Origin of the sequence: Granulicella rosea (assembly GCF_900188085.1) — a bacterium.
GTDB lineage: Bacteria > Acidobacteriota > Terriglobia > Terriglobales > Acidobacteriaceae > Edaphobacter > Edaphobacter rosea.
The window spans coordinates 121708-144620 of the sequence record NZ_FZOU01000003.1; the positions used below are offsets into that span (position 1 = coordinate 121708).

The window sequence follows — 22913 nt, forward strand, 5'->3', positions numbered from 1 at the left end:
AGGTGCGGAGCTTATGGTTTATCAGCGTCTTTTTACGCGGTCGGCTGACCGCTTCGCGGCAGCGTCTGCACCCAGCTCCAGAACGCCTTGTCCTTCTTCAGCTTCAGGATGGAGTCATCCTTTACCGGGTCGGGCATCTGTTCGCCGGGCAGAACGTTGGCGCGCTGGTCGAAGGCCTGCTGCAGGTGGAGTCTCGCTTCGGCCGCTTTGCCTTCCTCGGCGTCGGCGCAGGCAAGGTTGTAGTAGTTGAGCGGGTAGTCCGGATCCTTTGCGACGGCCATCTCCGCCACCGCGCGGCTGTTCTTGAGATCGCCGCTCATGCCCAGCGAGATCACCAGTTGATCCGTCGCGACACGCCTTGGCGTGATGGATTCAGGTCCGTCGGACATTCTGTCCAGCGACTCCTTGTAGTAGGGCGCGGCTGAGCCCGGCTCGGTGGGGAAGAGGAGCGACGCGAGCGTGAAGTAGTCCATCGCGTTTGGCTGGTAGGCAAGTTCAGGCCTGAAGGCTGCAAGGGTCTCAGCCATGACAGTCTCATCCGCCGGATTGCTGGTGACATTCGAAAGATGGATCTCGAAGCAGGTCTTCGCCGTACCGACAAAGCCGAAGAGATTGTGCTGCTTCTGCTTGACGCCCGGCGCAAGCTCCAGCAGATACGAGGTCGTGGCCATTGCGTTGCCGGCTGCGTCCTTGACCTCGCCGTCCGCGCGCCCGGAGATTGTCTTTTTGAAGTGCTCCGCGAGCGGGTCGATCACGTCTCCCTGGCAGCCCTTGCCGGTCGGCTGGCCGGATAGATTCTCGAAGACAATATACGAGAGCGTGACGGAGTTGTCTTCGCGATGATAGGTAGCCACCGGCCGCTGGCCTTTGTCGTAGACCTTCACCCCTTCCAGCTTCCACGGCGTGCCTGCCGGCAACGGAATGGCGCCCACGCCAAACCAGGTGGAGAGCATAACCGGCCTGTCTGGCTTCGCCTGAGCAGGTGCGGTAAGAGACGTAGAGACAAGCAGCGATGCGACCGCTGCAACGGCGATGCGAGACCCGACAGATTTGCGCATGGCCGCTATCGTACAACGGAATGAAAGGTTTATCGATCACTTTGGTCGATGTGGATATACTGAGGTCGAGCAGGAGGTTCGCGATGGCCAGTGTCGTGGCTTTGCAGGAAGCGCAGGAGAAGCTGGCGGAGTTGCTCGACAGGGTCGAAAGCGGCGAAGAGATCGTCATCGAGCGCGCCGGTCGCGCTGCGACGAAGCTGGTGCTGATTCCTCGTCTCGAACTGCCTCCAGGCAGCCGCGTTGGCGGCCAGAATCTTTTAGGCATCACCTACATTGCCCCGGATTTCGATGAGCCGATGAGCGACGAAGAGCTGAAAGATTGGGGCTACTGACGCGTGCGTCTGCTATTGGACTCGCATATCGCCCTCTGGTGGGACTCGGACCTAAGGAGACTTTCCGAAGCTCAACGCGTCGCGATTGGTGACCGGGAGAATGAAGTTTTCGTCAGCGCCGCGAGTGAGTGGGAGCTCAGCATTAAGAAGGCGAGCGGGAAGCTAATACTCGTGGATTCGCTGCAGACTCTTTGCCGCCGCTTCGGATTTATCGAACTGCCGATCACCTTAAATCATGGACAGCGAGCTGCCGCTCTGCCCATGATTCATAAGGATCCCTTCGATAGAATGCTCGTGGCCCAAGCAATCGCAGAAGATCTGGTCTTTGCGACTGTAGATGGCCGCGTCGCGGAGTACGGAATTCAACTCCTGCTATAGCTCCATCGCGAACTGATTCAGCAGCTCCGGCGTCTGCGGTCTGGGCTCGCTGGCCAGCGCGAGGATCAGCCGCTCCAGCACCAGCCGCTTATCCGGCGGGGAGCTGCGGATCTCGAGGTCGGCCTTGGCGATCAGGCGTAGCGCGCGCGTGAGGTCACTGCGGCTCTGGTAGCGGCGGGCCTGGCGGATGAGGTCTTCGGCGGCGAACGGCGGCATACGGAAGCCCTGCCACAGCACACCCCAGATCGCGCGCGAGTCGCGGACGTTCTTTTCGAGGATGATGAGCATCTGGCGGAAGGTCCGGGCCAGCATGTAGAGGTGACCGATGGCCGAATCCTCGCCGCCGTCCGATGCGTTCAGCAGCCCGTGCAGCAGCGCCACGGCGCGCGGCCGGTCCTTCGAGCTGATGGCGTCGGTCAGCTCGTACAGGCTGCGCTGTTTGGCCGCGAGCACCATCGTCTCGACGTCGCCGAGGGTGATGTTCTGGGGGATGTCCTCTTTGCTGACAAGCAGGTGCTTGCCCTGCACGTACAGGCAGAGTTTCTCGAACTCGCTCGAGATCAGCATCATGTCCGCGCCAAGGGCGTCGACCAGCTCGCGGGCGGCGTCGGAGTCGAAGCGGATGTTGCGTGCGAGCGCGGCCTCGGCGAGCCAGCGTACGGCGTCGCCCTCTTCCACGCGGGCGAGCTCGACCATGCCGCACCACTCGCCCAGCGTCTCGCGGATGCGCTCGTAGCGCTCCTTGTCCTGCATATCCATGCGGCGCAGGTCGGTGGGGATGTGCAGGTGCTCGGCGACGAAGAGCAAGAGCGCCTGCGGGTTCGGGCGGCGGAAGTACGCGTCGATGGCGGCAAACTCTTCCTTCTTCGCGCCGCGGGTGTAGAGCGTCTTCAGGTTGCGGACGAAGATGACCTGGAACGGCGCCATCAGCGACGGCGTCTGCGCGCGGTCGAGGATATCGAAGATGGTCGTCTCGGCGAGGTCGAGATCGTGCAGGCAGAAGTCGCGCTGGTCCGGCGGCGCGAGCGTTTCGAGCACGCCCGCGCGACAGCGCTGGTAGAGGAACGCCTCATCCCCGGCGAGCACGTAGCCGGGCCGGATCTGCGGCGTCTGAATCTCGGCAAGGAACCGGTCGGAGCTGGCAAACGACTTGATGGCGGCCATTAGAAGGACTCCAGAATATCGGAGACGAGCGCCTGGGCGAAGTCGCGCGAGAGGCGCTGTACCGCCGGCGCATCCTCCTGGATGAAGCCGCTGAGATCCTGCGTGGACTGGTACTGCTCGCGATAGGCCAGCGCATCGTTCTCGTAGAGTACACGGCCGTCGTGCGCCTTGAGCACCACCTTCGCCCTGATCGTGATGAGGTAGCTGGAGGTCTGGCCGGAGGATGAATCGTAGGTCAGGGGCGAGGCCGACTGCGAGAGGATCGTCCCGGTCAGCGTCGCGTCGGCGTCGGGCATGTCTTTGTCGGACTGCAGCACGCGGTACTTCGTGCGCGTGTCCAGCTCGCGCACGACGGCTTTGGTGAAGGACATCTCGGTGTGGAAGGCCTGCGCCCTGGTCTGGAAGACGGGCACGGCGAGGGTCCGCACATTGGCGGGCAGATGCGTCGCCGAGCCGGCGGTGTGATAGTCGCAGCCGGTTAGCGCGGGGATGAGGAGGCAGAGAGTGAGAAGATTTCCACGCATGCTTGCTGGTCTATTGTCGCACCAGCAGGCTGTGGGGATGCTGTGGGAAGGGGTAGTGGGGATGGTACGGGGCGATGGGCGGTTATGTTCTGGAAGACGACGATGAGAAACGCCTGCGTAGGCTGTCTTTGAAGGCAAGGCTGGGAGATTCGATGAAATGCCATGAAACGATCGCGGCGACGAGCGAGATCGGATAACTGATGGCAAACAGAGCGAGCGGCCGGTTGAAATGCGTCAGGAAGATTTGTTGGATCGGAAACGCGAAAATGTAGAGCCCGTAGGAGTAATCGCCGATCCGATGAAATTTCGCGTAGTGGACCTTCGGATGGAAGCCGAAGGTCAAGAGAGAGTAACCAAAGGTGATCATGAAAAAGACTAAGCGCAGGCCGCGAACGTGGTAGTGCAAGGCTGTCAGCGATAAGGTCGACCCGAGTAGCGCAAGTGGAATCGACAGGCGGATGTGCCTCCTGAATAGATAGCCGGTCGACCCCAGCGCGAACGCCTCTATCCATACTGTAGGAAAGGGCCATTGCAGAGGCATCATCTGCAGCGTAAGCAGGATGGCGAAAAGGACTGCCGCGCCGGTCGCCAGGCTGATCGATCGAGAGAGAACCTCCATTTATGCAGGAGACAGATCGTCATGACGGTCGTATACATCGTCCATTCGGTCGGCAGGGTCCAGAGCGGCGCGTTGACCTCCTGAAGACGTCGTCCGTCCTGAAAGACGCCAGGCAGCGCGAGGTGCACCTTGTGCAGGGTGGCTTGCCAAAAAAACTGCCGCGTAAGTGGGTTCAACACGTAATCCGGGATCGAAAGCTTCGTCGCGAAAGGTCCGAGGACGACGGCGCATAGAACTACGGAAAGCAGGAGTGCGGGGAAGATACGCAGAGCACGAGCCGCCACGTAGTGTTGTGGGCTGCTCCACCGTAAGCCGCTCTTCAGGATCAGATAGCCACTGATGAAGAAGAAGCCAATGACGCTTACGCCGCCCAGATCCAGATTGCCAGTCAGTCTGTACAGCGGTTCGGTCTCCACTCCCCCGAGCAGGATCCAGCAGTGAGAAAGGATCACCAGGGAGGCAAGAATCAGTCGAATCAGATTCAGATTGTTGTTCTTCCCGTGTTCATGCTCGTCGAGGCGAACGCTGGTCATGGATTTCGAAACTCTGAAGAGGGAGACTGGCATCTCTAGAAAATAGCAAAGGCACAGCTCGGAAGCTGTGCCTTTGCCATTTGACATGCAATAAAAACTACGCCGGGCTGGGCTGTCCTTCGTTGAAGCCGGTCTTGCGACCGTTCTCGGGCTTCAGCACCTTCTGGACGTCTCCGCCGGCGCCGGGGTCCGGGGCCGAGAGAGGCGACTTGGCGGCGGGCAGCTCCTTGCCTTCGATGATCAGCTTGATCTCGATGGCGTCGAGCGTCTCACGCTCCAGCAGGGCGGTGGCCATGCGGTGCATGATGTCCTGGTTGTTGTTGAGGATCGAATAGGCCGAGTTGTAGGCCGCATCCACGAAGCTGCGCACCTCGGCGTCGATCTTGCGGGCGGTGTCTTCGGAGTAGTCGCGGGCCTGAGCCAGATCGCGTCCGAGGAATACCTCCTGCTCCTTCTTGCCATAGGTCAGCGGTCCCATGTCCGACATGCCGAACTCGCACACCATGCGGCGGGCCAGCTCGGTGGCGCGCACGATGTCGTTGCCGGCGCCGGTCGTCTTGCGGCCCATGAAGATCTCCTCCGCGCAACGTCCGCCCATCAGCACGGCGAGCTGCGTATCGAGGTAGTCCTTGGTGACGGTGTGCTTGTCTTCCTCGGGAAGATGCATCGTGACGCCCAGAGCCATACCGCGCGGGATGATCGTGACCTTGTGGAGCGGGTCGGAGTGATCGCGCATGGCGGCGACGAGAACGTGACCGGCTTCGTGATAGGCCGTGTCCTTCTTGTCGTCGTCCGAGAGCAGCATGGACTTGCGCTCGGCGCCCATCATGACCTTGTCCTTGGCGACTTCGAAGTCGTACATATGGACGGCCTTGCGGTTGAACCGTGCAGCGGTCAGCGCAGCCTCGTTGACCATGTTGGCCAGGTCGGCGCCGGAGAAGCCCGGTGTTCCGCGTGCGAGTACGCCGAGGTTGACGTCCTCCGCCATCGGTACCTTCTTCGAGTGGACGCGCAGAACCTCTTCGCGGCCGCGGATGTCGGGGCGATCGACCATGACGCGGCGGTCGAAGCGGCCCGGACGCAGCAGCGCGGGATCGAGCACGTCGGGGCGGTTGGTCGCGGCGACGAGGATGACGCCGTCGTTCGACTCGAATCCGTCCATCTCGACCAGAAGCTGGTTCAGGGTCTGCTCGCGCTCGTCATGTCCGCCGCCGAGACCTGCGCCGCGGTGACGTCCCACGGCATCGATTTCGTCGATGAAGATGATGCAGGGCGCGTTCTTCTTGCCCTGCTCGAACAGGTCGCGGACGCGGCTGGCGCCGACGCCGACGAACATTTCCACGAAGTCCGAACCGGAGATCGAGAAGAACGGCACGTTCGCCTCACCCGCGACGGCGCGGGCAAGCAGGGTCTTGCCGGTTCCCGGAGGTCCGACGAGCAGCACGCCCTTGGGGATGCGACCGCCGAGGCGCTGGAACTTCTGAGCCTCGCGCAGGAACTCGATGATCTCCTTGAGCTCCTCCTTGGCCTCGTCCACGCCGGCGACGTCCTTGAAGGTGATCTTCTTCTGCTGCATGGAGAGCAGGCGGGCGCGCGACTTGCCGAAGCTCATCGCCTTGTTTCCGCCGGACTGCATCTGCCGCATCATGAACAGGAAGAGCAAAAGCAGCAGGGCCACGGGAGCGAGCGAGATGAGGGCGTTCACCCACACACTCTGGCTCTGATCCTTGTTGGTGACGCTGACGCCGTGCTGGATCAGATCCTTGTAGAGATCGGGGTAGCTGGCCGGAATGGTGGTGTGGAACTCGTTTTTATCGTCGCCGCGGTAATGGCCGGTAACGTCGGTGCCATTGATGGTGACGTCGTTGATCTTGCCCTGGTCCGCGTCGTTCTGCAGTTGCGACAGATTGACGCTCTTTTCCTTGCCCACGCCAGCGCTTTTGGCCACAAACTGCCAAAGAATGACGCAGCAGGCTACCAGGAAGACCCACATCAGAATTTGTTTGACGGTCGAGTTCAAGCGGATTTCCCTCATGGTTGGTACGAAAGCCCTTATATTACTTCACTTGCCGAACTTCGGAGGAGATGCCTGCAACCTCCGGCGTCCTCTGCGGCGTCCTGCTACAGCGTTAGACGCCTTCATTTCGATCTGGCGTACCGGCACTCACCAGTCTATTTGATATACGCCTGCTCAATCACATAAGATTCTACGCCTTGTGTGTGAGATGCACACTTAAGAAGCCTCTAACCCGGCTGGAAGCCTACCGTTTGGGCTGAACTCAACCGCCGGTTCAGCCCCTGGCCATGCGAATTTCGCGCGCGGAGCGCTCCGCGACCACGCCGTTGGCCAGCTTCAGGATCGCTCCGGGCTTGCTCGGGACGGTCGGATCTGCCTGGAATCCGCCCAGCGCGAGAATGCGGCCGGTCTCCTCGAACGAGATGCGCGCCCCGATCTGCCGGGCGGCCGCGCGGATTACCCGCCGGCGCAGGGCCGGGTCCATTGCGCGCAGACGCTCCAGCTCAATGGCCACAGCGGCTTCGCCCGGCGCGGTGGAGTTCGACCGACCGCCGCCACGCACCGGCTTGCCCGGCAGGACGACCTGCGGGAGCAGACGGGCGAGTTCGACCTGCCAGCGGGCCTCCTCGTCGCGGGCGATCTCGGCCATGTTGGCAAGGGTCTGGTCGAGGCCAGGATTTTCCTCGCGGAGAAGCGGCAGGACGGTATGCCGGATGCGGTTGCGGGTGAAGGCCTCGTCGGCGTTGGAGGAGTCCTCGCGCCAGGGCTGCTCCTTCGATTTCAGGTACGTCCGCAGGTCGTCCCGCCGCAGACCGAGCAGCGGACGAAGAATTTTGCCCCTCGGGAGCGCAAGTGCCGGGTGAATCGCGCTGAGGCCCTCGGTCCAGGCGCCGCGCAGCAGCTTCATCAGAACGGTCTCGGCCTGATCGTCGAGGGTGTGCGCGGTTAGGATCGTGTCCTCTTTGCCCTCGTTCAATAAGGTGTGGAAGGCGGCGTAACGCAGGTTGCGGGCGGCCTCTTCGATTCCGAGGCGGTTGGCCGAGGCGTGGGCCAGCGTGTCGACTCCGTGCAGGTGGAGGGGGATTTCGAGCCGCTGACAGAGTTCGACGACGAACTGCTGATCGCCGTCCGACTCCTCGGCACGCAGACCGTGGTGGATGTGGACGGCGGACAACCCGACGCCCAGCGCGTTGCGGGCGGCGGTGTTCGCCTCGTGCAACAGCAGCAGCAGGGCGACGGAATCGGCGCCGCCGGAGATGGCGACGCAGAGACGGTCGCCCGGGGTGAAGTGGTGGCGGGGTAGGGTAAGCATTCAACCTCAAGAATAGATGGACCACGGCTTTCGCCGCCGGTCTTGTTATAGTGGATGGGCTATGCGTGTCTTTGTGATTCTTCCAGCAGCGGGTATCGGAACGCGGATGTCTTCGGGCGGCAGCACGCCCGTGGCCGCGAAGCAGTTTCTGGCAATCGCCGGCGTGCCGGTGCTGGTGCATACGCTGCGTGCGTTTGCGGCGGTGGCCTCGGTCGCGTCGGTGCTGGTCGCGGTGCGCGCGACCGAGATCGACCGGGTGCAGGCGCTGGTGGCCGAATACGGGCTCGACGGCAAGGTCGAGGTCGTCGAAGGCGGCGCGCAGCGGCAGGACTCGGTCGCGAACGGCATTGCGCTGCTCGAAGCCGAGGCGGACGACATCGTGCTGGTGCATGACGCTGTGCGGCCGCTGATCGACCCCGCGACGATCGAGCGGACGATCGACGCGGTCGAAAAGCATGGCGCCGCCATCGTCGGGCTGCCTGCGGTCGATACGATCAAGCAGGTGGAGCGGACGGCGGACGGCGCGATCGTCACCTCGACCATTCCACGCGAGCGCGTGGTCCATGCGCAGACGCCGCAGGGCGCGAAGTACGGCTTGCTGAAGAAGGCCTTCGACGAAGCCAAAGCCGACGGCTTTGAAGGTACGGACGAGGCGAGCGTGCTCGAACGCGCTGGGATTGAGGTCCACGTCGTCGCCGGTTCAGCGAAAAACTTCAAGATCACACAGCCGGGAGACCTCGAACTCGCGGAGTTTTACCTGGGGCAGGCGAAGGCTTAACGCCGATTTTCACCGATTGAACCGATCAAAACCAGATCATGATGAAAGACTTTAAGGCATGAGCGTTGAGAATCGGCCAGTTCGCGGTAAGCATGACGAGCTTACTCAGAGCATCATTGGGGTCTTCTTTGATGTGTATAACGAACTGGGCTATGGCTTTTTCGAATCGGTGTATCGGGAGGCCATGCGGCTGGCATTGGTCCAATCTGGATTTACAGTGGCTGTAGAGGTTCCGGTGCCTGTTCATTTCCGCGGCGCGGTGGTAGGAATCTTTCGGGCCGATCTGATCGTGAACGATAGAGTTTTGATTGAGTTGAAGGCTTGCGATGCCTTGGTACGCGAGCACGAAAGCCAGACATTGCATTATCTGAGAGCGACAACAATCGAAGTAGCTCTGCTCATGAACTTTGGAACCGCACCCAGGTTCAAGAGATTTGTAATGGATAACGAAGCCAAGAAGCGGATAGAAAAATCGGTGAACTCGGTGCAGATCGGTGTCAAGCCTTCTGCCGAAGTGAGGTAAAGATGGGGATGAGAATTGGGCAGGGGTTTGACTCGCATGCGTTCAAGCCTGGCGTTCCGCTGGTCATCGGCGGGCTGAAGATCGAGCATACGGAGGGTCTTGCGGGCCACTCGGACGGCGACGTGCTGCTGCATGCGATCACCGACGCTCTACTGGGCGCGGTCTCGGCCGGCGATATCGGAACGTTCTTCCCGCCGAGCGACCCGCGCTGGAAGGGCGCCGATTCGAGCGTCTTTCTGGAGACGGCGCTCGAAGAGGTTGCAACCGCCGGCTACCGCATCGTCAACATCGACACCGTGCTCGTGCTGATGCGGCCGAAGATTGTCCCCATCGCAGGCGAGATGCGTCAGCGCGTGGCCGATCTGCTGGGGGTGAAGCCGGGCGACGTCGGCATCAAGGCCAAGACGCCTGAGGGGCTGAATCAGGATGGCGTCGCCGTGGCCTATGCGACGGTGCTGCTCGAAAGCCTCGCCGAGCCGGGCGAGCCGCGTGCGATGACCGCCACTGCCGATATCGGCGAGGTCAATGAGGTCGTCGAAAGCCTGGTCGTCGGGGTGCGGGACACTTCGGCGCTTGGGCGGAAGATGCCTGCGTTCGATACGGACGACCTGACGTAAGAGCAGGGAGCAGGGCTTAGACAACCGGCCAGCCGCGAGAGATCGTGGCTGGCCGATTTATTTGTGGCATGCGTTCACCCGAACGGATGCTCCAGCCCAGGACTCTGCGGCGTAAAGAGCTTGCCGCCGTCGGGCGTCATGTGCCAGTCGTCCTCCAGCCGGATGCCGAACTCGCCGGGGATATAGATGCCCGGCTCGTCCGAGAAGCACATACCCACTTCGAGCGGCTGCATATTGCCGCCGACCAGATACGGCCACTCGTGCATGTCCATGCCGATGCCGTGGCCCAGCCGGTGCGAGAAGAATTTGTAGCCCGGCCCGAAGCCCGCGTCCGTGACGACCTTGCGCGCGGCGATGTCGATGGTCTGGCACGGCGCGCCGGGTCGTGCGGCTGCCAGAGCCGCGGCCTGTGCGCGGTGGACCGTCTCGAAGACCCTCTGCTGCTTGTCGGTCGGCTTGCCGTAGACGAAGCTGCGCGAGATGTCCGACTGGTAGCCCTCGACGACGCAGCCATCGTCGATGAGGACGATCTCGCCCTCGCGGATCACCTGCGGCTTGAGCGAGCCGTGCGGCAGCGCGGACCACTCGCCCACCTGGCAGGATGCCTCGCCCTCGACGCCGCAACGTGCGTAGCCCCGGTCGATCAGATCGGTGAAGCCGCGATTGGTGATGCCCGGTCCTGCCGATTGCCAGGCCGCGCGGTAGACCGAAAGCGTGATGTCGTTCGCAAGCTGCATCAGGGCCAGCTCGGCGGGCGACTTGATCGCGCGGCAGCCGGCCGTGATCGGGATGCCGGAGACGATCCGGCGCGTGGGGTCGGCCTCGGCGATGCGCTGGGCGAAGACGAACTGCACGCGCTCGTCGATGGCGAGCGAGCCCGCGGGCAGATGCTGCACCAGCAGCTTGTGGGGATCTTCGTCCTCGTTCCAGGTGTAGATCTTCGTGCGGGCGCCGTCGGGGATCTGCGCCAGTTGCTCGGTCATGCGAGCCTCTTCAAACGCCGGGCAGACGATATACGGTGCGGCGCTGGAAGGCAGGATCCAGGCGAAGAGCCGCTCCGACTGCCCCGCATGGATGCCGGTGAAGTAGCTGAGCGAGGCGCCGCCGGTGATGCAGAGCGCGCCGATCTTCTTTTCGGCCATCAGCGCGCGTGCTCTGTCTGCGCGCGCCTGCCGCTCGGCGGTGGAGATCGGCGCGGCCTCGCGGCTGCGGTCTTTCAACGCTGCGATGGGCGGCGGCAATGCGCTGGCCGTTGGCGCGGTCTCACCCACCACGGGCATGGCGAGGACGGCAGGCAGAGCAGCGGCGGAGCGGAGGAATCGGCGTCGTGTCGGCATGGTAATCCTCAGTGTACGGGGCGGTTAGCGGTCTGCATTCTCGAAATTGTTTCCGGTTGCGGATAGGATGGTGTGGCGAGGAAAGTTTCCCAACATGATCATCACCGTGCAGCAGCACCTTCAGCAGCAGCAACAGGAGTTTGGCTCGGAGGCCAGCGGGACCTTCAGCTATCTGCTCAGCGGCATCACGCTGGCGACCAAGATCATCGAAGCCAAGATCCGCACCGCCGGTCTGGGCGACGTGCTGGGGGCCTTTGGCGCCGAAAACGTGCAGGGCGAGCAGCAGCAGAAGCTCGACGTCTACGCCAATCAGGTGATGTTGCACTGCCTGGGCCTGCGCGACACCGTCGCCGCGCTCGTCTCTGAAGAAGACGAAGAGCCGGTCACCTTCGACCGCAGTCCCGAGACCGGCAAATACATCATCATCTTCGACCCGCTCGACGGCTCGTCGAACATCGACGTGAACGTGAATGTCGGAACGATCTTCAGCATTCACAAGCGGCTGCCGGCGGCCGAGGGCGATCTCGACGCCTCGATCCTGCAGCCGGGAACGAAGCAGGTCGCGGCAGGCTACGTCGTCTACGGCCCGTCGACGGTCTTCGTCTACACGGCCGGCAATGGCGTGCATTCGTTCACGCTCGACCCGACGATCGGCGCCTTCGTGACCACGCAGGAGAACATGAAGATGCCCGAGCAGGGCCAGTACTACAGCGTGAACGAGGCCAACGCCAGCCAGTTTCCGGCTGGCTACCAGGAGTATTTGCGCCAGCTCCGCGAGGGCGAGGCGGGCAAGGCCTACAGTTCGCGCTACATTGGCAGCCTGGTCGCGGACTTCCACCGCACCCTGCTGAAGGGCGGCGTCTTCCTCTATCCGCCGACCGCGAAACAGCCCGGCGGCAAGCTGCGCCTGCTGTACGAGGCCAACCCGCTCGCCTTCATCGCCGAGCAGGCCGGCGGTATGGCCACGAACGGCACGGGACGCATCCTTGAGATCGAGCCCAGGGGCATCCACCAGCGGACGCCGTTCATGGTCGGCAGCAGGTTCGAGATGGAGACGCTCGCGAAATGTCTGGAGGCGTAGTGGCAGATTCGTTCGCAGCAGTGGTCGCCGATATCCGGCTGGAGTCGCGTACTGGCATCCACGGCCGTTGGCAGATGTCGCTCGACCGCACGGAGTTCGTCCCCGGCGATACGGGCGTCCTCGAGGCCGTCACACGCAGCGGCACGCGGCTCGAAATTCCTGTCGTAGCGGTGTCGGTCGACGAGGAGGGCGTCGTCTGGCATATGGTGGAAAAACCGCTGGCTGCCGGAACCGACGTGGTCGGCAGCCGGCATGTGGCCGCTTGAGCCGCATGGCAAACACTGTTACACTGACGTAGGTCCACCGGGATAGCGATGCCTGCATAAGGCGGCGGTCACGGCATGGGGTTGTAGCTCAGTTGGGAGAGCGCCTCGTTCGCAACGAGGAGGTCAGCGGTTCGATCCCGCTCAACTCCACCAAAGAATCTGCGCGGGAGACGAGACGGCGACACTTCGGTGTCGCCGTATGCTTTTTATGACGCGGTCGTGAATCTGGCCCCTTGATCGCGTCTGCCGCGTGGATGCCAAGTAGAATAGGGAAGAATCTTTCAGCGTTCGCTGAAACCCTTAGAGGTCTCAAAACACATGTCCGTCATTCTCGAAACCCTGCCCCTTGGCCAGAAGGTGGGCATCGCCTTCTCGGGCGGGCTCGACACCAGCGCCGCGCTTCACTGGATGAAGCAGAAGGGCGCCCTGCCGTACGCCTACACCGCCAACCTCGGCCAGCCCGACGAGGCCGATTACGAAGAGATTCCGCGCAAGGCGCTCGAATACGGCGCCGAGAAGGCTCGCCTGATCGACTGCCGTGGGCCGCTCGTGCGCGAGGGCATCGCCGCGCTGCAGTCCGGCGCCTTCCACATCACCACCGCCGGCGTCACGTACTTCAACACCACGCCCATCGGCCGGGCTGTGACCGGAACCATGCTCGTCACGGCGATGAAGGAAGACGACGTCAACATCTGGGGCGACGGCTCGACCTTCAAGGGCAACGACATCGAGCGCTTCTACCGCTACGGCCTGCTGGTCAATCCGGAGCTGAAGGTCTATAAGCCGTGGCTCGACGCGACGTTTATCGACGAGCTTGGCGGCCGGGCGGAGATGTCGGCCTTCATGGCGAAGTCCGGCTTCGGTTACAAGATGTCGTCCGAAAAGGCGTACTCGACGGATTCGAACATCCTCGGCGCGACGCACGAAGCCAAGGACCTCGAACTCTTGACCAGCTCGATGAAGATCGTCGTTCCGATCATGGGCGCCGCCTTCTGGAAGGATGACGTCGAGATCAAGCGCGAAGAGATCACGGTCCGCTTCGAAGAGGGATTCCCGGTCGCGCTGAATGGCGTCGAGTACCCCGATCCGGTCGAGCTGATGCTCGAGGCCAACCGCATCGGCGGCCGCCACGGCCTCGGCATGTCCGACCAGATCGAAAACCGCATCATCGAGGCCAAGAGCCGCGGCATCTACGAGTCGCCCGGCCTGGCGTTGCTCTTCATCGCGTACGAGCGACTGATCACCGGCATCCACAACGAGGACACGATCGAGCAGTATCGCGACAGCGGCCGCAAGCTGGGCCGTCTGCTCTACCAGGGACGCTGGTTCGATCCGCAGGCCATCATGCTGCGCGAGGCCGCACAGCGCTGGGTCGCCAAGCCCATCACCGGCACGGTGACGCTCGAGCTGCGTCGCGGCAACGACTACACCATCCTGAATACCGACTCGCCGAACCTGACCTTCCAGCCTGAGCGGCTGACGATGGAGAAGGGCGAATCGACCTTTTCGCCACGCGATCGCATCGGCCAGCTCACGATGCGCAATCTTGACATCACGGACACCCGCGCCAAGCTGCTCACCTACGCGCAGACCGGTCTGCTGACCCTGAGCAAGGGAACCGAGATGCCGCAACTGAGCAGCGCGGGCGATAAGGAATAAGACCAAAAACTTAACACCGATTTAAACCGATGAAACCGATCAGGAACGGAGAAAAGTATATCTTCCGTCTTTGATCGGTTTCATCGGTTTAAATCGGTGTCAGGCCTTTTCTTACTGTGCCGCGGTCTTCACAGCCGTAACCGCTGCCTGCAGGTAATTGCCGTAGCCGACGATGATGGTCGAGCCGATCAGCAGCGCCAGGCCGATTGCTACCAGGCCCTTGGTGCGTGCGCTGGTGCCGCGCCACTCCTTCAGGGCCAGGCCCCACAGCGTGGCGAAGATGATGATGCTCGCCATGTGCAGCGTCCAACTGGAGAAGTCGTACTTGCCCATCTTCGTCTGGCCCATGGAGTAGAAGAAGAACTGGAAGTACCAGATGACGCCGGCCATCGCCGCGAAGATGTAGTTGCGAACGAGCGTGCCGCCCGAAAGCCGCAGCGAGAAGTCCGGACCCATGTCCAGCGGGTTGAAGTCGGCCAGCGTATCGCCCGAGGGAGCGGCTGCGCGCATCGGGTTGCGTCCCGGCTCGCCCAGGAACTGGCCGCCGCTGTGATTCTTCAGGATCAGGATCGCCGTCCAGACGAAGTTGGTGATGAAGCCTCCCCACAGGACGACGACCAGCACGGGCAGGTTCTGCCACAGATCGGATTTGTGCTGTGCCAGAAGCTCGGCTTTGGCAAGCTCCGCGATCGGCGCGCCGGCGGAGAGTCCGAAGGCGAAGAACGAGCTCATGAAGCCGGCCAGCACCGCGATGGTGATGCCTTTGACGAAGGAGAAGTCGCGCTCGCCTGCCTCGGCCTTCTCTTCCGGGGTGATCTCTTTTTCCTTCGACAGACCGGCCATACCGTTGACCGCGACGGCGATCACGCAGACCAGGATGCCCAGCAGGATGTACTGGCCGGAGCGCTCATGCGCGATGGCGCCCATCTGCCCGTTGTAGATGGGCGGAATGAGCGTGCCGAATACCGTGCAGAGGCCCAGCGCGATGGCGTATCCGAGCGCGATGCCGAGGTAGCGGATCGCCAGCCCGAAGGTCAGGCCGCCGACGCCCCAGAGCGCGCCGAAGAGGATCGCATAGCCAAGGCTCTTCGACGGGGCATTATGCAGGATGGTAAAAAGGTGGGGCACCAGCAGCGACGCCAGCACGATCGGAGCGAAGAGCCAGGCGGCAATGCCCTGGATGAGCCAGTAGATCTCCCACGACCACCGCTTGATTCCGCGGAATGGGATGAAGTTGGTGGCGGAGGCGAAGCCGCCGATCCAATGAAAGATAACGCCAAGAAACGGATTTGGACCCACGGAAGCCTCAGGGTGAAGAGTTTAGTGTGAAAGCGGTACCATCTTAGCTGACGCAAAGTGCGTATGGGAAATATACTCTCTATTGAATAGGTTGCCGGTCACGGCGCGCCACGGTCTTCGGAGGTTTGTCTGCGAGTCTCGCTCTTCATCACCTGCTATAACGACACGTTGTTTCCAGATACGGGTAAATCCGTGGTGCGGGTGCTGGAACGGCTCGGCCATACGGTCGAGTTTCCCGCCGGACAGACCTGTTGCGGCCAGATGCACTATAACACCGGCTATCAGGCCGAGGCCATGCCGCTGCTCGAACGCTTCGTCGCCCAGTTCAAGGGGGCGGAGGCGGTCGTCGTGCCGTCGTCCTCCTGCGTTGCGATGATGCGCGATCATTACCCGATCATGGCCGAGCACATCGGCAAGCCGGAGCTGACGGCCGAGCTGAACAAGCTGCTGCCGAACGTCTACGAGTTCTCGGAGTTCCTGACCAAGCGGTTGGGCCTGACCGACGTCGGCGCCTACTACCCGCACAAGGTGACCTACCACGCGAGCTGCCACGGCCTGCGCAACCTCGGTCTGGGCGACGGTCCGCAGCAGCTTCTGCGCGCGGTGAAGGGAATCGACCTCGTCGAGATCGCAGGACTCGAACAGTGCTGCGGCTTCGGCGGCACCTTCGCGGTCAAGAACGCGGAGGTCTCGAGCGCCATGCTGGCTGAAAAAACCAACGCAATTTTGAATACCAAGGCGGAAGCATGTACCGCCTGCGACAATAGCTGCCTGATGCACATCCAGGGCGCGCTGCATCGCCAGCGGACGCCGGTGCGCACGATCCATCTCGCGGAGATTCTTGCGAGCGAAGACGGGGCGGTGATCGCATGAGCGGAACGGCGTTAGACCCACGGACGGCACCCACCTTCCCCATGGCCGCCCACAAGCTGATGGGCGACACGCAGTTGCGCAAGAACGTGCGCCACGCGACCGACGTCATCCAGAACAAGCGCGCCAAGGTCGTCGGCGAGATGCCCGACTGGCAAGGCCTGCGCGAGGCCGGCAAGAGCCTGCGCGAGCACACCATGAAGCACCTCGACGTGTACCTCGAACAGTTCGAGCGCAACTGCACGGCTGCGGGTGGCGTCGTGCACTGGGCGCGCAACGGCGAAGAGGCGAAGCGCATCGTCATCGACCTGGTGAAGGCCTCGGGATCGAATGAGGTCATCAAGATCAAGTCCATGACGACGGAGGAGATTCAGCTCAACACGGCGCTCGAAGCCGCGGGCATTCGTCCCTACGAGACCGACCTCGCCGAGCTCATCATCCAGCTTGGTAAAGACCAGCCCTCGCACATCGTCGTCCCGGCGCTGCATAAGAACCGCCAGCAGATTCGCGAGATCTTCCAGCGCGAGATGAACCTGCCCGACCTCGGCAACACCCCGCAGGACCTCGCCGACGCGGCGCGGCTCTTCCTGCGCGAGAAGTTCCTGAAGGTGAAAACCGGCGTCAGCGGCGCGAACTTCCTCATCGCCGAGACCGGCGGCGTCTGCGTCGTCGAAAGCGAGGGCAACGGGCGCATGTGTCTCACGCTGCCGGAGACACTCATCACGATCGCTGGCATCGACAAGGTCGTCCCGCGCTTCCAGGACCTCGAAGTTCTGTTGCAGCTTCTGCCACGTTCGGCCACCGGCGAGCGCATGAATCCGTACAACTCGGTCTGGACCGGCGTCCACCCCGGCGACGGCCCGAAGGCCTTCCACGTCATTCTGATGGACAATGCGCGCACGGAGATTCTGGCCGACGAAGAGGGCCGCCAGACGCTGAACTGCATCCGCTGCGGCGCCTGCCAGAACGCCTGCCCGGTCTACCGGCAGACCGGTGGGCATGCGTATGGCTCGGTCTACGCCGGGCCCATCGGCGCCATCCTGACGCCGCAGTTGCAGGAGATGCACCACGCGCAGACGCTGCCCTATGCTTCGTCCTTGTGCGGCGCCTGCTACGAGGTCTGCCCGGTCAAGATCAACATCCCGGAGGTGCTCATCCACCTGCGCAACAAGGTGGTGAAGCAGAACGGGCCGTTCGGTCCGGAGGCGCTCGCGATGCGCGGCATGGCGATGATCTTCCGCAGCGAGGCCCGCTTCCGCGCGGCGCAGCGCTTCGGCCGCATGGCCGAGACGCCGCTGGTGCGCAAGGACGGGAACGGCGAAGGCTGGATCGGCTGGCTGCCCGGCCTGCTCGGCGGCTGGACCCAGGTGCGCGACCTGCAGGAGATGCCGAAGGAGACCTTCCGCGACTGGTGGGAGAAGCGTGCGGATGCCAAGGGAGGCAAGCATGGCAACTGACGCACGCACCGCAATCCTCTCGAAGATCCGATCCGCGCTGGGCACGAAGGCGACACCCGAGGCTGCCGCAGCCGCCTGGGCCGGGCTGCCGCGCGACTACGTTCGTGTCTCCACCGGCACGAAGTCCGAGCTGATCGAGCGCCTCATCGACCGCCTGCACGACTACGACGCGCAGGTGCTGGAGGTCGAAGCGACCGACCTCAAGGCCGGCGTCGCGAAGATGCTGACCGCGCGCGGCGCGACGAAGATGTTGATTCCGCTAGGCTTGTCCAATGCGCTGCTGCCGGAGGGCGTCGACTTTACCGTCGACACAGGTCTGTCGGCAGCGGAATTGGACGCCTGCGGCGGCGTACTGACCGAGGCGACGCTCGCCATCGCCGAGACCGGCTCGCTGGTGCTCCAGAACGTCGCCGGACAGGGTCGCCGCGCGGGTTCGCTGGTGCCGGACTACCACCTCTGCGTCGTCGATGTGGCGAAGGTGGTCGGTACGGTGCCGGAGGCGATCTCCGCGCTGCAGGCCACCGCCGGACTGGCGACCACCTTCATCTCCGGCCCGTCGGCGACGGCGGATATCGAGATGACGCGCATCAAGGGCGTCCACGGACCACGGTTTCTGGATGTGATTCTGGTCCACTGAAAGTGAAAGCGTCTCCTATGCCGGTGTTGGACGAGCCGCCCTGGAGACGCTATCATTCGAAGTACGAGCGGGAGTAGTTCAGTGGCAGAACGTCAGCTTCCCAAGCTGAATGTCGCCGGTTCGATCCCGGTCTCCCGCTCCAAGAATTGAAGGCGTCGCTCGCATGAGTGACGCCTTCGTGTTTTAGCTGTCCTTGCGGTACAGCAGATTCTTCATCGCCGCGCGGCGGGCTTCGTTGGCTTCGGCGATGGATTTGCGTTCGTCGGCGTCCATCTTTTGCTTGCCGCCATCGTCGTCGGCCTCCGCGGTGCTGCACTCCCAGCAGCGATTGGCGAAGCCGGGCTTGTCGGGCTTCAACTCGAACTCTTCGGAACAGACGACGCAGACTTTGATGGGAAAAGGCATTTCAGACTCCAGTGTTTCAAGGCAGTAGGAAAGGCCGTGCTCTTGGGGAGCACGGCCTTTCGTGTGGATCGGGTCGTGCAGGTTATTTCTGATTCTGCGCGGTGGTGACGTTCTTCTGTGCGGCCTTCAGGTGCTCTTCGAGCGCCTGGGCCTGGGGCATGAAGCTGACGGCCTTGTTGATCTGCGGATCCCACTCGGCGCGCACCTTCAGCCCCTCGAACTGGCCGAACTGCGAGGTGAAGAGGTCGCTCTTGATGCTCTCCTTCACCCAGTCCAGATTGGCGGTGATGTCGGCGTCGGTGTAGTCGATCTTCTTTGCCTTCAGGAAGTCCTTGAACTGGTTGAGGACTGCGTCGTCGACCACGAAGTTCTTGTCGACCGTGTGGCTGGCCAGGTAGTGCTTCGAGAAGTTGAAGAAGGCGTAGTGCTGCAGCAGCACGTCCTGCTCGTGGTTGCTCTTCACCTGCTCGATGCTCTCGTCCGGCGTGATGCCGCCTCCGCCGTAGACGGTGCGTCCGCTGTCGGTCAGTTTGACCTCGCGATTCTTGTTGTCCTTGGGGTTCGAGGCGTCGCGGACGTAGTAGTAGTCGTAGAGGCTCATGTGGTCGTAGGGGCGCTGGATGAGCCGTCCCGACGGCGTGTAGTAGTGGAAGGTCGTCAGCGCGAGGCCGGTATTCTGGCTGATCGAGAAGACGGTCTGGACGAGGCCCTTGCCGAAGGTCGTCTCGCCGACGATCAGGGCGCGGTCATGATCCTGCAGCGCGCCGGAGACGATCTCGGCCGCCGAGGCCGTGTTGCGGTTTACGAGGATGACGATCGGGTACTTACCCTGGCCCTCTTCACCCTTCGAAGCGCGATAGACCTGATCCGGGAAGCTGCGGCCATGCTGCGAGACGACGATCTGTCCCTTCTGCAGGAATTTGTCGCTCATATTGACGGCCTCGTTCAGCAGACCGCCGGGGTTGCCGCGCAGGTCGATGACCAGGCCCTTGAGCGGGGCATCCTTCTGGAAGTTTTCGAGCGCGTCGCCGACCTCGCGGGAGGTCGTCTCCATGAACTGAGTCACGTGCATGTAGCCGATGCCGGGCTTGAGCTGGAAGGCGAGGTCGACGGAGTGGCGTGGAATCTCATCGCGCATCAGGTCGAACGAGAGAAACTTGTCCTTGCCCTCGCGCGACATCTGCACGATGACATGGGTGCCGCGCGGTCCCTTGAGCAGGGCGGCGACGGCGGCGGAGTCCAGGCCATCGGCCGACTTGCCATCGACCGTCTCGATGATGTCGCCGGGGCGGATGCCGGCGCGGTAGGCGGGCGTGCCCTCGGCCGGAACCAGCACGACGATCTTCATCTTGCCTTCGATATTCTGCGGCTGGATGGTCATGCCGACGCCGTAGTAGCGTCCGTGCTGATCCTCCCGCATCTGGGCGTAGGCCTTTGGATCGTAGAAGTTAGAGTGCGGGTCGAGCGTGTGGAGCATGCCCGGGATGGCACCGTCGTAGATGGCCTTGTCGACGTGATCGGCATCCAGCTTGTCGGCGTAGTTCTGCTCGACGAGCGAGTAGACATTGGTGAAGGAGTGCAGCGAGTCGCGCAGAGTGGACTCGTCCGACGCGGACTGCGCGGCGACCTTCTGGCTGATGACGCTGCCCAGAACGCCGCAGGTGGCGAGGAAGACGGTGACGGAGAAGAGTGCGCGGCGTGTGCTGGTAACCATCAGTCGGGGTATCCTCGGCGGCGCTGCCGGGCAGATTCCGGACCTGCGCCGCTATCCTGCTTTGGACGGAGTATACACCGCAGGGTGAGCAGAATGCTCGATTTGCACTCCACCCGGCCACCCACAGCGGAGACAGATATAGAATGGTGGGACCGGATACCCACTGTGCGGCTCGTGAGTCCAACGACTGTGATTCCAACGACGGGGCCCGGTGTGTTCGAGAGAAGTGTGGCCGAAGGGCATCTGGAAGCGAGAGAGATTTGACTTTGAACTTTTATTCGACGCGTACGTGGGGTTGGGTCCCGAGCCGGAAGGCGATTCAGCAGGCGGCGTTTGCCGTGGTGGCAAGCACGTTGCTGGCCGGAACCGGCTTCGCCCAGGTAGTCAAGGCGCCCAGGTATCAGAGCGGCATGAACGCGCCCACCCCGCAGGTTGTGGCGGCGCCGCTGCCCCCCGCGATTACGCCCGGCGCGACGGTCGTCGAGGATGTGGTGGTCCGGGTGAACGACCAGATCATCAGCCGCAGCGATCTCGAACGCAGCCAGGCGCAGCTGATTCAGGAGTTGCAGCAGAGTAACGCCGGCTCCGCCGAGGCCGCCCAGAAGCAGAAGGACATGCTGCGCGACATGATCGACCAGCAGTTGCTGCTGTCGCGCGCGAAGGAGCTTGGCCTGAACGCCGACGCCGAGGTCATCCGCCGGCTGGACGAGATTCGCAAGCAGAACAAGCTGGACTCGATGGAGGATCTTGAAAAGGCCGCCCGCTCCCAGGGCGTCAGCTTCGAGGACTTCAAGGCGCAGATCCGAAACGGCCTGCTGACCCAGCAGGTCGTCCGCGACGAGGTGGGCCGGCGTCTGCAGATGTCGCAGTCCGAAGAGGTTGCGTACTACAACGCGCACAAGGCCGAGCTGAGCCAGCCGGAGCAGGTGCGGTTGAGCGAGATTCTCATCCCGGTGCCGGAGAACGCGACGCCCGAGGTGGTGGCGCAGGCTCAGGCGAAGGCGAACGAAGTCAAGAGCAAGGCCGCGGCTGGCGCGAGCTTCGACGATCTGGCGAAGCAGTACTCTGGCGGCCCCACGGCGACGCAGGGCGGCGACCTGGGCCTGTTCAAGCGCGGCGCGCTGGCGAAGGTGCTGGAGGATCAGACCTTTGCCCTGAAGGCGGGCGACAGCACGCAGCCGATCCGCACGCGGCAGGGATACGTGATTCTGAAGGTGACCGAGCACATGCAGGCCGGCGCGCCGCCCATGAAGGATGTGGAGCCGCAGATTCAGGAGGCGCTCTACATGCAGGCCATGCAGCCCGCGCTGCGCGCCTATCTGACCAAGCTGCGCGAAGATGCGTACATCGACATCAAGCCGGGCTTTGTGGACTCCGGCGCCAGCCCGAAGGAGACGAAGCCGGTGTTCTCGGCGTACTCCGCGCCGGTCGTCAAGAAGAAGAAGGTCGTGCAGAAGGCGCGCTTCGATAGCGCGCGCGGTGCGAAGCCGGTGGTTGCTTCGCCCGATACGACGGGCGGCCGTACGCTGACGGGCGCCGATGCGCAGCCCGCTCCGGCGGTCGACAAGAAGACGGGCCTTGCGGTGATTACGCCGGTAAGCACGGCCAGCAAGCCAGGCGCTCCGGGCAAGCGGCACAAGATCAAGCGGGAGAAGGTCCGCTTCGGACAGGCGCCGCGGAACTCGCTGCCGGCCGGTACGGCGACGGCTTCGGTGGGCAGCGACATCGGCGGCTCGACGACGCTGGCGGGACAGAGCGGCTCCGGTACGACGATCGCCCCAGGCGCGGCGATCGCCTCGATCGGCACATCGCCCGAGATCGCGAACCCCGAGAATCCGCTGGCGCAGCAGGAGCAGGCGCCGACCAAGAAGACGCGTTTCGCGGCGCGTCCGGACGTCCATAAGGAGTCGGCCGCGAAGGCGCTCTCGGCCAAGCGGCTGGAGAAGCTGAACTCCACCCCGGTCGCCATGACGGACGAAGAGAAGGCCGCCGCGCAGACGCAGGCCGCTCCGCTGGGTCTGAACGGCGATACGACCAAGAAGAAGAAGGTGAAGCCGACCAAGCGCAAGAAGGGCGATCCGAAGCCGGACAAGGCTCGTCTGCAGGAGAAGCCGAAGGATGTGGCGGCTCCCGCGCCAGAGATTGCGCCGACGGCCAATCCATTGCTCGCGCCGACCTCCGATCTGCCGCCTTCGACCAAGACGGCGCCGACCTCCAACCAGACGACTCTGCCGCCGGCGAATGCGCCGGTTCCGGGTGCGAATCCGACCGGTCAGCCGGTTCCGGCAACGCAGCCTCAGCCTCCGCAGTAAGCAGCGGTTTCAACTTCGTTT

23 protein-coding genes and 2 tRNA genes are annotated in these 22913 nt (G+C 63.1%); 14 read left to right on the forward strand and 11 right to left on the reverse strand.

All coding sequences use genetic code 11. The annotated features are described in order from the left end of the window. Window positions 1-32 precede the first annotated feature (32 nt). Complete coding sequence (locus CHB87_RS09740; protein WP_176441683.1) at window positions 33-1058, reverse strand: tetratricopeptide repeat protein; 1026 nt, start codon at window positions 1056-1058, stop codon at window positions 33-35. Between the two features lie 83 nt (window positions 1059-1141). Between CHB87_RS09740 and CHB87_RS09745 the strand changes: the two genes are divergently transcribed. Continuing rightward, a complete protein-coding gene (locus tag CHB87_RS09745) occupies window positions 1142-1390 on the forward strand; it encodes a type II toxin-antitoxin system Phd/YefM family antitoxin (RefSeq protein WP_176441684.1) in 249 nt (82 codons plus the stop codon). 3 nt (window positions 1391-1393) lie between these two features. Then, window positions 1394-1768, forward strand: coding sequence for a type II toxin-antitoxin system VapC family toxin (locus tag CHB87_RS22570; RefSeq protein ID WP_089408248.1), 375 nt, complete (start codon window positions 1394-1396; stop codon window positions 1766-1768). On the opposite strand, the gene holA is transcribed toward CHB87_RS22570, so the two are convergent. The 6 genes from holA to tilS all read right to left on the reverse strand — a co-directional run bounded on the left by holA (window position 1763) and on the right by tilS (window position 7937). Then, on the reverse strand, window positions 1763-2932 hold the full coding sequence (holA, locus tag CHB87_RS09755) for a DNA polymerase III subunit delta (protein ID WP_089408249.1): 1170 nt from the start codon (window positions 2930-2932) through the stop codon (window positions 1763-1765). The genes CHB87_RS22570 and holA overlap by 6 nt on opposite strands. Then, window positions 2932-3456 carry an LPS assembly lipoprotein LptE gene (lptE, locus tag CHB87_RS09760; protein ID WP_089408250.1) on the reverse strand — a complete coding sequence of 175 codons (525 nt, stop codon included), beginning with the start codon at window positions 3454-3456 and terminating at the stop codon, window positions 2932-2934. Before lptE ends, holA begins: the two co-directional genes overlap by 1 nt. 82 nt (window positions 3457-3538) lie before the next feature. Then, a complete protein-coding gene (locus CHB87_RS09765; protein ID WP_176441685.1) occupies window positions 3539-4000 on the reverse strand; it encodes a hypothetical protein in 462 nt (153 codons plus the stop codon). Further along, entirely contained in the window at window positions 3997-4608 is a 612-nt protein-coding gene (locus CHB87_RS09770) for an acyltransferase family protein (RefSeq protein WP_176441686.1), read from the reverse strand. Before CHB87_RS09770 ends, CHB87_RS09765 begins: the two co-directional genes overlap by 4 nt. Before the next feature lie 97 nt (window positions 4609-4705). Further along, window positions 4706-6628 carry an ATP-dependent zinc metalloprotease FtsH gene (ftsH, locus tag CHB87_RS09775; RefSeq protein ID WP_089408253.1) on the reverse strand — a complete coding sequence of 641 codons (1923 nt, stop codon included), beginning with the start codon at window positions 6626-6628 and terminating at the stop codon, window positions 4706-4708. A 271-nt stretch (window positions 6629-6899) separates the two neighbouring features. Beyond that, window positions 6900-7937: a tRNA lysidine(34) synthetase TilS gene (gene tilS / locus CHB87_RS09780; protein ID WP_089408254.1), complete on the reverse strand. Its 1038-nt coding sequence runs from the start codon at window positions 7935-7937 to the stop codon at window positions 6900-6902. Between the two features lie 61 nt (window positions 7938-7998). On the opposite strand from tilS, the gene ispD reads away from it, so the two are divergent. From ispD to ispF, 3 genes are read left to right on the forward strand one after another with little or no spacing between them, the layout of a single operon-like run. After that, window positions 7999-8715, forward strand: coding sequence for a 2-C-methyl-D-erythritol 4-phosphate cytidylyltransferase (gene ispD, locus CHB87_RS09785; protein WP_089408255.1), 717 nt, complete (start codon window positions 7999-8001; stop codon window positions 8713-8715). Window positions 8716-8773: 58 nt separating this feature from the next. Beyond that, window positions 8774-9238 (forward strand): GxxExxY protein, encoded by a 465-nt coding sequence (locus CHB87_RS09790; RefSeq protein ID WP_089408256.1) that lies wholly within the window; start codon window positions 8774-8776, stop codon window positions 9236-9238. Window positions 9239-9240: 2 nt separating this feature from the next. Continuing rightward, window positions 9241-9855, forward strand: coding sequence for a 2-C-methyl-D-erythritol 2,4-cyclodiphosphate synthase (gene ispF, locus CHB87_RS09795; RefSeq protein ID WP_089408257.1), 615 nt, complete (start codon window positions 9241-9243; stop codon window positions 9853-9855). Between the two features lie 74 nt (window positions 9856-9929). Here ispF and CHB87_RS09800 read toward each other — a convergent pair whose 3' ends face one another. Further along, a complete protein-coding gene (locus tag CHB87_RS09800) occupies window positions 9930-11192 on the reverse strand; it encodes a M24 family metallopeptidase (RefSeq protein ID WP_089408258.1) in 1263 nt (420 codons plus the stop codon). A 94-nt stretch (window positions 11193-11286) separates the two neighbouring features. Between CHB87_RS09800 and fbp the strand changes: the two genes are divergently transcribed. The 4 genes from fbp to argG all read left to right on the forward strand — a co-directional run bounded on the left by fbp (window position 11287) and on the right by argG (window position 14198). Continuing rightward, window positions 11287-12273, forward strand: a complete 987-nt coding sequence (gene fbp, locus CHB87_RS09805; RefSeq protein WP_089408259.1) for a class 1 fructose-bisphosphatase — start codon at window positions 11287-11289, stop codon at window positions 12271-12273. Further along, window positions 12273-12539, forward strand: coding sequence for an alanyl-tRNA editing protein (locus tag CHB87_RS09810; RefSeq protein ID WP_245817916.1), 267 nt, complete (start codon window positions 12273-12275; stop codon window positions 12537-12539). The genes fbp and CHB87_RS09810 overlap by 1 nt, the downstream gene beginning before the upstream one ends. Before the next feature lie 77 nt (window positions 12540-12616). After that, window positions 12617-12692, forward strand: a tRNA-Ala gene (locus tag CHB87_RS09815). 165 nt (window positions 12693-12857) lie between these two features. Further along, a complete protein-coding gene (gene argG / locus CHB87_RS09820) occupies window positions 12858-14198 on the forward strand; it encodes an argininosuccinate synthase (RefSeq protein ID WP_089408261.1) in 1341 nt (446 codons plus the stop codon). 111 nt (window positions 14199-14309) lie between these two features. On the opposite strand, the gene CHB87_RS09825 is transcribed toward argG, so the two are convergent. Continuing rightward, complete coding sequence (locus tag CHB87_RS09825; RefSeq protein WP_089408262.1) at window positions 14310-15497, reverse strand: L-rhamnose/proton symporter RhaT; 1188 nt, start codon at window positions 15495-15497, stop codon at window positions 14310-14312. A gap of 129 nt (window positions 15498-15626) precedes the next feature. Between CHB87_RS09825 and CHB87_RS09830 the strand changes: the two genes are divergently transcribed. From CHB87_RS09830 to CHB87_RS09845, 4 genes are all read left to right on the forward strand, one after another. Further along, complete coding sequence (locus CHB87_RS09830) at window positions 15627-16370, forward strand: (Fe-S)-binding protein (RefSeq protein ID WP_089408263.1); 744 nt, start codon at window positions 15627-15629, stop codon at window positions 16368-16370. Continuing rightward, the gene (locus CHB87_RS09835; RefSeq protein ID WP_089408264.1) at window positions 16367-17824 is read left to right on the forward strand and encodes a LutB/LldF family L-lactate oxidation iron-sulfur protein; all 1458 of its coding nucleotides are present in this window, start codon (window positions 16367-16369) and stop codon (window positions 17822-17824) included. The genes CHB87_RS09830 and CHB87_RS09835 overlap by 4 nt, the downstream gene beginning before the upstream one ends. Continuing rightward, window positions 17814-18461, forward strand: a complete 648-nt coding sequence (locus CHB87_RS09840) for a LutC/YkgG family protein (protein WP_089408265.1) — start codon at window positions 17814-17816, stop codon at window positions 18459-18461. Before CHB87_RS09835 ends, CHB87_RS09840 begins: the two co-directional genes overlap by 11 nt. 67 nt (window positions 18462-18528) lie before the next feature. Then, window positions 18529-18603: transfer RNA gene (locus CHB87_RS09845), tRNA-Gly, on the forward strand. A gap of 41 nt (window positions 18604-18644) precedes the next feature. Here CHB87_RS09845 and CHB87_RS09850 read toward each other — a convergent pair. Together CHB87_RS09850 and CHB87_RS09855 are read right to left on the reverse strand one after the other, a co-directional pair. Beyond that, window positions 18645-18866: a hypothetical protein gene (locus CHB87_RS09850; RefSeq protein ID WP_089408266.1), complete on the reverse strand. Its 222-nt coding sequence runs from the start codon at window positions 18864-18866 to the stop codon at window positions 18645-18647. A gap of 82 nt (window positions 18867-18948) precedes the next feature. After that, a complete protein-coding gene (locus CHB87_RS09855) occupies window positions 18949-20580 on the reverse strand; it encodes a S41 family peptidase (protein ID WP_089408267.1) in 1632 nt (543 codons plus the stop codon). Window positions 20581-20846: 266 nt separating this feature from the next. Here CHB87_RS09855 and CHB87_RS09860 point away from each other — a divergent pair, with 266 nt between their 5' ends. After that, on the forward strand, window positions 20847-22892 hold the full coding sequence (locus CHB87_RS09860) for a peptidylprolyl isomerase (RefSeq protein ID WP_176441687.1): 2046 nt from the start codon (window positions 20847-20849) through the stop codon (window positions 22890-22892). Window positions 22893-22913: the final 21 nt, after the last annotated feature.

Excerpts from the sequence above, each read along its gene's own strand:
- ispD (WP_089408255.1), top strand. The coding sequence starts at position 7,999 with ATGCGTGTCTTTGTGATTCTTCCAGCAGCGGGTATCGGAACGCGGATG.
- fbp (WP_089408259.1), top strand. The coding sequence starts at position 11,287 with ATGATCATCACCGTGCAGCAGCACCTTCAGCAGCAGCAACAGGAGTTT.
- argG (WP_089408261.1), top strand. The coding sequence starts at position 12,858 with ATGTCCGTCATTCTCGAAACCCTGCCCCTTGGCCAGAAGGTGGGCATC.
- CHB87_RS09840 (WP_089408265.1), top strand. The coding sequence starts at position 17,814 with ATGGCAACTGACGCACGCACCGCAATCCTCTCGAAGATCCGATCCGCG.
- ispF (WP_089408257.1), top strand. The coding sequence starts at position 9,241 with ATGGGGATGAGAATTGGGCAGGGGTTTGACTCGCATGCGTTCAAGCCT.
- CHB87_RS09850 (WP_089408266.1), bottom strand. The coding sequence starts at position 18,866 with ATGCCTTTTCCCATCAAAGTCTGCGTCGTCTGTTCCGAAGAGTTCGAG.
- CHB87_RS09765 (WP_176441685.1), bottom strand. The coding sequence starts at position 4,000 with ATGATGCCTCTGCAATGGCCCTTTCCTACAGTATGGATAGAGGCGTTC.
- CHB87_RS09740 (WP_176441683.1), bottom strand. The coding sequence starts at position 1,058 with ATGCGCAAATCTGTCGGGTCTCGCATCGCCGTTGCAGCGGTCGCATCG.
- lptE (WP_089408250.1), bottom strand. The coding sequence starts at position 3,456 with ATGCGTGGAAATCTTCTCACTCTCTGCCTCCTCATCCCCGCGCTAACC.
- CHB87_RS09745 (WP_176441684.1), top strand. The coding sequence starts at position 1,142 with ATGGCCAGTGTCGTGGCTTTGCAGGAAGCGCAGGAGAAGCTGGCGGAG.
- CHB87_RS09855 (WP_089408267.1), bottom strand. The coding sequence starts at position 20,580 with ATGGTTACCAGCACACGCCGCGCACTCTTCTCCGTCACCGTCTTCCTC.
- CHB87_RS09800 (WP_089408258.1), bottom strand. The coding sequence starts at position 11,192 with ATGCCGACACGACGCCGATTCCTCCGCTCCGCCGCTGCTCTGCCTGCC.
- CHB87_RS09835 (WP_089408264.1), top strand. The coding sequence starts at position 16,367 with ATGAGCGGAACGGCGTTAGACCCACGGACGGCACCCACCTTCCCCATG.
- CHB87_RS09790 (WP_089408256.1), top strand. The coding sequence starts at position 8,774 with ATGAGCGTTGAGAATCGGCCAGTTCGCGGTAAGCATGACGAGCTTACT.
- tilS (WP_089408254.1), bottom strand. The coding sequence starts at position 7,937 with ATGCTTACCCTACCCCGCCACCACTTCACCCCGGGCGACCGTCTCTGC.
- holA (WP_089408249.1), bottom strand. The coding sequence starts at position 2,932 with ATGGCCGCCATCAAGTCGTTTGCCAGCTCCGACCGGTTCCTTGCCGAG.
- CHB87_RS09770 (WP_176441686.1), bottom strand. The coding sequence starts at position 4,608 with ATGACCAGCGTTCGCCTCGACGAGCATGAACACGGGAAGAACAACAAT.